Annotated in this window: 4 protein-coding genes and 1 pseudogene; 2 read left to right on the forward strand and 3 right to left on the reverse strand. The window is 42.9% G+C overall.

Annotated features, from left to right (window positions below; genetic code table 11):
- Positions 1-114: 114 nt before the first annotated feature.
- Together selD and MTBBW1_RS13510 are read left to right on the forward strand one after the other, a co-directional pair.
- A pseudogene (gene selD, locus MTBBW1_RS13505) lies at positions 115-1149 on the forward strand (selenide, water dikinase SelD); the annotation flags it as partial.
- Positions 1150-1165: 16 nt separating this feature from the next.
- Entirely contained in the window at positions 1166-5869 is a 4704-nt protein-coding gene (locus MTBBW1_RS13510; RefSeq protein WP_186441280.1) for a hypothetical protein, read from the forward strand.
- A gap of 208 nt (positions 5870-6077) precedes the next feature.
- Here MTBBW1_RS13510 and MTBBW1_RS13515 read toward each other — a convergent pair whose 3' ends face one another.
- From MTBBW1_RS13515 to MTBBW1_RS13525, 3 genes are all read right to left on the reverse strand, one after another.
- A complete protein-coding gene (locus tag MTBBW1_RS13515; protein ID WP_080804301.1) occupies positions 6078-7268 on the reverse strand; it encodes a trans-sulfuration enzyme family protein in 1191 nt (396 codons plus the stop codon).
- Positions 7269-7576: 308 nt separating this feature from the next.
- Positions 7577-8335, reverse strand: coding sequence for a substrate-binding periplasmic protein (locus MTBBW1_RS13520; RefSeq protein WP_186441282.1), 759 nt, complete (start codon positions 8333-8335; stop codon positions 7577-7579).
- Positions 8336-8353: 18 nt separating this feature from the next.
- Positions 8354-8641 (reverse strand): DUF503 domain-containing protein, encoded by a 288-nt coding sequence (locus MTBBW1_RS13525; protein ID WP_080804303.1) that lies wholly within the window; start codon positions 8639-8641, stop codon positions 8354-8356.
- Positions 8642-8989 lie beyond the last annotated feature (348 nt).

Consider the following 8989-nt stretch of genomic DNA (forward strand, 5'->3'; position numbering starts at 1 on the left):
GAGATTAGCAATGTCTGACATAAAAAAAAACAGAACAATCATTCCGGCTCTGATGCAGACCACCCACAATTACCATATAATGGAAAAACAAACCACTCTCCTGATTGTACAGTAAAGCTTACCCAAAATGTTAAAGGAGCAGGTTGAGCTTCAAAACTATCTCCAGGGGATCTGGAGAAAGCTTTGTGCGGACTTGAATTTCCTGTGGATGAAAATGTGCTGGTTGGACTTGGTACAGCAGATGATGCCGGTGTTTACAGGGTTTCTGACGAACTTGCACTCATACAGACAGTTGATTTTTTCACACCCATTGTGGATGATCCATTCATGTTCGGACAGATAGCCGCTGCCAATGCACTCTCTGATGTCTATGCCATGGGCGGAGTTCCGAAAACTGCCATGAATCTTGTTGCTTTTCCACTCCAGAAACTTGGCAAAGATGTGCTTCGGGATGTATTAAGGGGGGGAATTGTAAAATTAAAGGAGTCAGGCACAGTCCTTGTCGGGGGACACAGCATTGAAGATGACGAATTCAAGTATGGTCTATCTGTCACAGGATTTGTACACCCAAAAAAAATTCTTAAAAACCAGGGGCTGAGACATGGAGACTGCATCATTCTTACCAAACCACTTGGAACAGGTATTATCAACACAGCCATAAAAGGTGGTCTGCCCTCTGCATCGGCCATTGATGCTGCTGTTAAGGCAATGGCTGCACTTAACAGCCATGCTGCCCAGGCCATGACATTTTTTTCCATATCAGCTTGCACTGATGTAACAGGATTTGGCCTTCTTGGCCATCTGGCAGAAATGGTTGCAGGGACAGATACCGGAGTGACGGTGTACTCGGACAATATCCCCATGCTGCCGGAAACAGAGGAATTTGCATCTATGGGTCTTGTTCCGGCAGGTGCCCATAGAAACAGAGAGTTCAGAAAAAATATGGTGGATTTTGCCCCTGATTTTTCACCTGTCATAAGAGATATTCTGTTTGATCCCCAGACATCAGGAGGGCTTTTGATGGGATGCCCTGCAAATGAATCAGAATCAATGATAAAAATGCTTGAAGATAAAGGAGTTATTGGGGCTGCAATTATTGGTGTTGTCCATGATCATCATCCAGGACGCATTGCAGTTAAAAATGGTTGACACAAGGAGAAAAAATATGCGGACAATAGATTTTAATGCTCTTTTTTTTCGTTCCAGAAAAGCCTTTAAAGTATTTCCTGTCCTTTTTATCTCATATTTTCTTTTAACATATATTTCATGCTATTCTCTGTGTCATGCAGGTGATTTATCCACCCATAAGTGGAGTTCTATTCAAAATAAACCTGCATCAAATGAGACTGAAAACAGTTTCGACTTATCTGGATTTTCCGGAGCTGATTCTGTTTACGTACAATCTGGGGCAGATATGAAATGCACATACGGATTTCAATCTTCTTTATACGGGTCAGGGCATGATCTTTATATTCCTGATGTACTGAAACCCTGGGTTAACTGGGTCTCCCACGGAAATGAAGATAGACTCCAATGCACTCCCCGATATAACGATGCAAATAATCTGGAGTGCCTATGGCCATCCCATCTTGAATTGACTCTCAACAATGAAGGCGGCAGCTTTTCACAGACATGGCACGTCTCCCGCAGTACTCTCATACCCCTTCCAGGAGATGTGCGGCAGTGGCCAATGGATGTTACAATCAACGGCCTTCCTGTAACTGTTATATCCAGAAACAACAGACCTGTGGCGCAACAAAATTCTGCTCAATTTAAGACTTATCAACCATACAAAATTTCTGGCATCTTTTCCTGGAAGAAGCAGCCGGAATATATCCAGATCCCTGAATCTTCAGCCCTTGTGAATCTCAAACTCAATGGAGAAAATGTTGAATTTCCCAACCTTGATTTAATGGGAAGACTCTGGCTGAAAAAAAAACACCAGGAGCACAAGGAGGAGAACCGTCTCAATATTCAGGCTTTCAGGCTTGTAGATGACACAATTCCAGCAGTGACAACAATATATATATCTCTTGACGTTTCAGGTTCTCCACGGGAGATTAGCCTTGGCCCAATTGCCGACCCTGATACTATGACCCCCCTTCTGCTTGAAAGCAGGCTGCCTGCAAAACTTGAATCAAATGCAGCATTAAGACTTCAGGTAAGACCCGGGCAGTATGGAGTTACCGTAAAATTCAGACACTCAGGCCCATTAAAAAGTCTTGTTTTTCAAAAACCTGAAGACAAACACTGGCCCAATGATGAGATTTGGTCAATAGTACGTCACTCTGACTTAAGAATAGTTGAAATCAAGGGTGGAATGGCCATTGATCCCCGCCACACATCTCTTCCCGATGATTGGAAAGGCTATCCTGCCTTCAGGATGCTGCCAGGAGAAGAGCTTGTGTTCAATGAGGTTAAAAGGGGAGACCCTGTTCCTGCACCTGATCAGCTAACCCTTGACCGAACAATGTGGCTCCATTTTGATGGCTCGGGCTACACCATACAGGACAGAATACAGGGCAAAAAAAGTACCGGGTGGCGCCTTGAGATGGAACCTGAAATGCAGCCAGGCAGGGTAAGCGTGGACGGAGAGGAGCAGCTCATTACCCGCCGCCAGAAACAGGGTAATTCTGATTCCGACAAATCCGGCAATAATAAATCCGGTAATACCCATGCCGGTGAAGAGACTTCCGGAGTGGAGCTGCGCAAAGGAGTTCTTGATCTTGTCTCCGAAGGGCGATTCATGGGTTCAATTACTAATCTTCCGGCAACAGGATGGCAACATGAATTTCAACAGGTCAAGGGCAAATTACTTCTACCTCCTGGATGGAAGCTTATCCACGCAGGGGGCATTGACAATATTCCCCGAACCTGGGTAAAACGCTGGACATTGCTTGATTTTTTTATTGTTCTTGTCTTTACAGTGGCAACTGCCAAACTATATTCTGTGCCGCTTGCATTCACAGGTTTTTTCACACTGCTTCTTACATATCATGAACCAGCAGCACCCCGACTTATCTGGCTCTATCTGCTTGGAGGCTTTGCACTGATCAAAAATCTTCCACAAAACAGCCGTCTTCTAAAGTTTGTAAAAAAATATCAGTTGATAACTGCAATCATTTTGATCTTTTTAACAATCCCATATGCCATAACCTCACTTCGTGTGGGGATCTATCCTCAGCTTGCAAATCCCTGGATATCAATGAATGATGCAATAGATTTTTCTGACAAAGAACATTATCCTGAAACAAAAGCATCACAGCAAATCGCCAACGGAAATCAAATGGATGACTTTTCACCTGAACCTTTGATGGAGAGGGGTGCATCCCAAAGCAGAGTAACAGAACAGTTAGGGTCTCTGCCACGGGTTGCCGGAAAGGCAAGACAGATCAACCCACCCTCATCTCCCCCTTCAAGCCTCTCATATTCAATTCCAGGCTATGGTGCCTATGATATATACCGCAAAAAAGCATCTGTGATGCAGCATGACCCAAAATCCCTTACCCAGACAGGCCCTGGCATCCCGTTATGGAGACCTTTTGATACAATTTCATTTAACTGGTCAGGCCCTGTTGCAAAGGGTGAGACCATATCCTTCTACTACACAGGACCTGTTACCAACTGCAGTCTTGCCTTTCTGCGTGTTGGCCTCATTTTACTGCTTGCTGCCGGCATGTTCGGCTTTGGATACAAAAAGGGGAAGGGATTTTTACGCCCTGGAATTTCATCTGTTTTTTCAACATCCCTGACTTTCACATCTCTCTGCATGACTTTTATAATATCATTCATGGCTGCTCATTTGCTCTTTAACAGCAATCTGTGCTTTGCACAAAACGTTAAATTGCAGGAACAGTCAACATCAATTCCATCACAGCAAATGCTTGATGAACTTGAAAAGCGTATTTTTGAGCCGGATGAGTGCTTTCCTTCGTGCGCTGATATCCAGAAAATAAAAATCAACATAGAGAATCAGGAGCTTTCTGTAATACTTGACGTCAATGCATCAGTGGATACAGCCATTCCACTGCCGGGGCATGCCCGCCACTGGCTACCTTCAAAGGTTACTCTCAAAGATCTGGATAAAATTGAAAATCGGGAGAATAGTGACAGTCAGCCACCTTCAGATGCACATCTCTTTTTAGATGGCCAAGAATCTGCTCTTTTCCGTGAAAATGAAGTGCTTTGGATCATGGTACCGGAGGGGCGTCAACGTATTATACTTGAAGGGACTATACGCAACCAAAGTACTTTTCAGATGCCTCTTCCAATGAAACCCCGCCATGCAACTGTAACAAGCCAGGGATGGAACGTCCAGGGGATTCAGCCAGATGACGCCCTTGACGACCAGCTCCAGTTCAGAAGAGTTGTACCTGAAGCATCAGGCAGTGACAGCAATGGGGAGGAGATCCTTGAAAACGGTGTGCTTCCTCCCTTTGCCCGTGTGGAAAGAAGGATTCTTCTCGGACTTGTCTGGAAGGTGCAGACAACTGTTGAGCGGCTTACACCTTCTGACTCTGCAATGGTGATGAATATTCCGCTTCTTCCAAATGAATCTGTTACAACCCAGGGTGTCAGAGTTAAAAACGGAGAAGTTCAGGTTAACATGAACATAAACAGAAACAGTTTTTCATGGGAGTCATTTCTGGAGCCATCAGAGAGTATCTTGCTTAAACACGCTGACACAAGGGAGTGGACAGAGATATGGACACTTGATGCAAGCCCTGTGTTTCATGTTGAAACATCAGGAATCCCTGTTATTCTTCACCAGATCAATCACCGCTGGTATCCAACATGGCACCCCTGGCCGGGTGAGACAGTAAAACTATCTGTAACCCGCCCTGCCGGAGTTGATGGCCGAACACTTACCATAGAAAAATCCCACCTTGAACTTAAACCCGGGCGAAAATCCTCAATTGCAACCCTGACCCTGAAGATCAAAAGCAGCCAGGGAGGTCAGCATACAATTGTTCTGCCTCCGGATACAGAACTGCAGGATGTTAAAATAAACTCAAAAAGTCAGCTTATCCGACAGGAGGGGCGCAATGTACCTCTTCCCATCAATCCCGGAAGCCAGACAGTGGTGCTTAAATGGAGGGGGGGCATGACCCGTACAATGGGAATGTTCTACAGAACCCCTGAAATTGATCTTGGAACAGACAGTGTTAATGCCGCCATTGACCTTCATCTTTCACGGGATCGCTGGCCTCTTTTCATTGGAGGAGAACAACTTGCAGGACCTGCCGTACTATTCTGGTCAGTCATGCTTGTTGTTTTTATTGCAGCGTTTGGTCTTGCTTCAAGTGGCCTCTCTCCCTTAAAATTTCACCATTGGTTTCTTCTCGGTACAGGCATGGCCATGAGCAGCCTGTCTGCCTGCCTTTTTGTTGCATTGTGGCTGATCATTATGGATCTTAGAAAAAAAGCCAACACACTCTCCGACACCCTGACTCCCCAAAGATTCAACTTCATTCAGATAGGTCTTGCAGGCTTGACGTTTCTTGCCATTGCCTCTCTTGTTTTTGCAATATCCAATGGTCTCATAGGACATCCGGAAATGAATATCAAAGGAAATGGCTCATCTGCATATTTTCTTCGCTGGTATCAGGATATAAGCGAGACCATTGTGCCAAGGGGCTGGCTACTTTCGCTTCCCATGCTTGTCTATCGTGCACTTATGCTTTCATGGGCGCTCTGGATATCTGTAGGTCTTGTCCATATCCTGAAATGGGGCTGGAAGCGCTTTACGGAACCTGTGATGTGGTACACAATTCCCAAAAAGCCATTTGAATGGAACCGTTTTTTCAAAACAAAACGAAAAGAAGGTAATGATGCGAAAAATGGCACAGATAAAACCACTCAAGCATAAAGAAAACCGCATCATCATGGCCGTTATAGACTAAAAATCGACATCTTATTGCCTTTTCAGAAGTTCTTGCATTTGTCTGAATCAGGATAACCAGGATGAATAGGATGTTCAGGATAGATAATCCTGCCTTATCTTTGTTAATCCTGGTAATCCTGATTCAGACAGTGTTGACAAGGCTTACAAGATCTTAGGTGTCCATTTTGAGGATTTACATTGCCTGATCAAGATCCTCAATAATATCGTCCGGATGCTCAAGACCCACAGAGAGCCTTATTAAACCTTCTGCAATTCCTGCTTTTTTGAGCTCTTCAGCAGAATATGTGGAGTGTGTCATGGATGCAGGATGCTGAATAAGGGTCTCACAATCCCCGAGGCTCACAGCAAGGGTAGAAAGTTTTACGCTGTCCAGAACAGTTTTGCCGGCAGCCATGCCACCCTTCAGTTCAAATGCAATAATACCACTGAAATCCTTCATCTGTTTTGCTGCAATAAGATGGTTGGGATGGGAAACAAGCCCTGGATAATAAACACGGCTGACCTTTGGGTGATTCTCAAGCCACATGGCAACTTTCATGGCTGTATCACTGTGACGATTCATGCGAATGGCAAGGGTCTTCAATCCCCTTAACACAAGCCAGGCATTGAAAGGGCTCATTGCAGGCCCAAAATGGTTAAAATATGACTCTCTTATCCTGGTGGTGATTTCACTACTTGCAGCGATAATACCTCCAATTATGTCACCATGCCCTCCAAGATACTTTGTGGCAGAGTGAACTACAATATCAGCGCCAAGTGCTGCGGGTTTTTGAAGATAAGATGATGCAAATGTATTATCCACGGCAAATATAGTATTGTTATTAGCTGCAATTGATGCCCAAAGCCCGATATCAATTACATCAAGGGTGGGGTTTGCAGGTGTTTCAATGTATAAAAGACGGGTTTTATTATCTACAAGGGGAACAATATTTCCGGCATCATTGCTATCAGCAGGCGAGATAAACCGCACATTAATATCAAACTGTGCAAGATGCTCATGCATAAGAGCAAATGTCCCTCCATAAAGTGCATTACAGGCTACAATATTATCTCCGGGGCGAGCAAGAGTCATTACAACAGATGCAATAGCAGACATACCCGACGATGTAGCTATTGCATCTTCTGTTCCTTCAAGCAGAGCAATTTTTTCCTGAAGCTGTCCAACAGTAGGATTGGAAATTCTGGTATAAAGAAAGCCATCCTCTGCTCCGGAAAAAACCCCTGCTCCATGAGCCTGATCCCTGAATTTGAAGGTTGATGTCATGTGAATTGGAGGAACAAGATCCATACTTGTGGTATGACAACTTTTAATACCATGAACAATGCGGGTCTCTTCTCTTGAACCTGTATAAGTTTGTGACATAGTACTGTTCCTCCTTGTTTTTCCATTTCAACAGACATGGCCGTTTTAGGAATGGGTAAGTTATTTCAGACTGATTTCTTAGTAATTAGCTGTTTTTAAAATGACTTTCATCTCTTCGATTGTGGTGAGTATGCCATGTACGTTATTAAACCCCAGCGATACCACAACAAATTTTTTCCACCGAATATTGATGGTCTCGTAAAAAGCCAGATTTCAGCATTTTTTGAGTTGTAACATGCTGAAATTATTAATAGCGAGTTTGCTATTTCGGACTTTTTACAGGTTCATCAATATTGCCATCTGAAAAACTACTCATCAACTTCCTGCACGCCATTTCTTTCAAGTATTTTCTGATATTCACCCGATGCTTTAAGAGATTTTATACCATCATTGAATGCCTTGACCTTTGCATCAATGTCCATGGCTTTTCTTGAAAAACCAATATGCAGAGGATCGTTTTGAAGAATCCAGGGAAGTGCAACCAGCATATGAGATTTATCCCCAAAAAATGTTTTTATCAAATGCCGCCCAACCTTTAAATCCATAAGAATAAAATCAACCCTTTTTCCAAGCAACTTCTTGAGATTGGTGATTTCACCATCTGCTTCATCAATCTGTAACTGATCATGCATTGCCTCAAATTGAGGAGGATTGGCATATCCCCTGACCACACCGATCCTGTAAGCCTTTAGTTCCTCATAGGAAGCGGCAGTTGCAGGATTGTCCTTTCGTTTCAAAAGACCGATCTTACTTGCTGCCATCTCCTCTGAAAATATAAAAAACTCCTCTCTTTCAACTCTGTACCACATATCCATAAGACCATCATAACTGCCCCTCTTTGTCATCTCCAAGGCACGATTCCAAGGCAAATATATAATTTCAACCTCATAGCCTGATAAGCTGAAAGCTGATTTTGCCATATCCTCAAGAAATCCACCATTATCAAGTTCCTGGCTGGTATAAGGGGGATATTCAATTGCAGTAAGAGTCACAAGCTTACTCTCATCTGAAAAGCAGCTAAAGGCTGGCATCAATATCAATAAAATGAGTACAATAACTATTCTCATAAAAACTCTCCTTTTCATTTAATATGTAAATATTTCGAAATCAGTTTCAATAATTTCTGCAAGGCCTGCTGCATCAATTTTATTGAAAATCTTATCAATAACAGAATTGATCATACTTTGATCGTTTCCGGTCAAAGAGAAACCAATCTCTGCCCTTTCATGTATATCATTCAAACCAACTTCTGCAACAGAAGCATTGAAACTGTTTTTAATTCGCCCTGTAATTGATTTGACAATTTTTCTTTTTTCCTTGAGAGATTTTACTCCATGAAGTTTTAAAAGAACCCTTCCTGTACCAATAACCATAAATGTCTTCCTCTCTTATCTTCTTTCAGGTCTCTTAGTTCCACTTTGTTAGCTTATCTTAGCTTCCTATTTTTGGTGTCTGAATCAGGATGCCCAGGATGTTCAGGATTAACAAGATTTGCATAATTACCTTTTATCCTGTGAATCCTGACTATCCTGATTCAGACAATTTAAGAAGATAACAAAGTAGAATTACGAATGAGTACGAAATAACTTTCCCATTTTAAAATCTGCATATTCCGTGACTCAACGGCTCTGTATTCTGAAATGGGTAAGTTTTATATGAAAGTCTCAGTAAGTGGCTGTTTTTAAAAGGACTTTTATCTCTTCGATTGTGGCGTGAATCCG

Source organism: Desulfamplus magnetovallimortis (assembly GCF_900170035.1).
GTDB classification, from domain to species: Bacteria; Desulfobacterota; Desulfobacteria; order Desulfobacterales; family Desulfobacteraceae; genus Desulfamplus; species Desulfamplus magnetovallimortis.

Coding starts and splice junctions, on each gene's coding strand:
- MTBBW1_RS13525 (WP_080804303.1), bottom strand. CDS start 8,641: ATGGTTATTGGTACAGGAAGGGTTCTTTTAAAACTTCATGGAGTAAAA.
- MTBBW1_RS13515 (WP_080804301.1), bottom strand. CDS start 7,268: ATGTCACAAACTTATACAGGTTCAAGAGAAGAGACCCGCATTGTTCAT.
- MTBBW1_RS13510 (WP_186441280.1), top strand. CDS start 1,166: ATGCGGACAATAGATTTTAATGCTCTTTTTTTTCGTTCCAGAAAAGCC.
- MTBBW1_RS13520 (WP_186441282.1), bottom strand. CDS start 8,335: ATGAGAATAGTTATTGTACTCATTTTATTGATATTGATGCCAGCCTTT.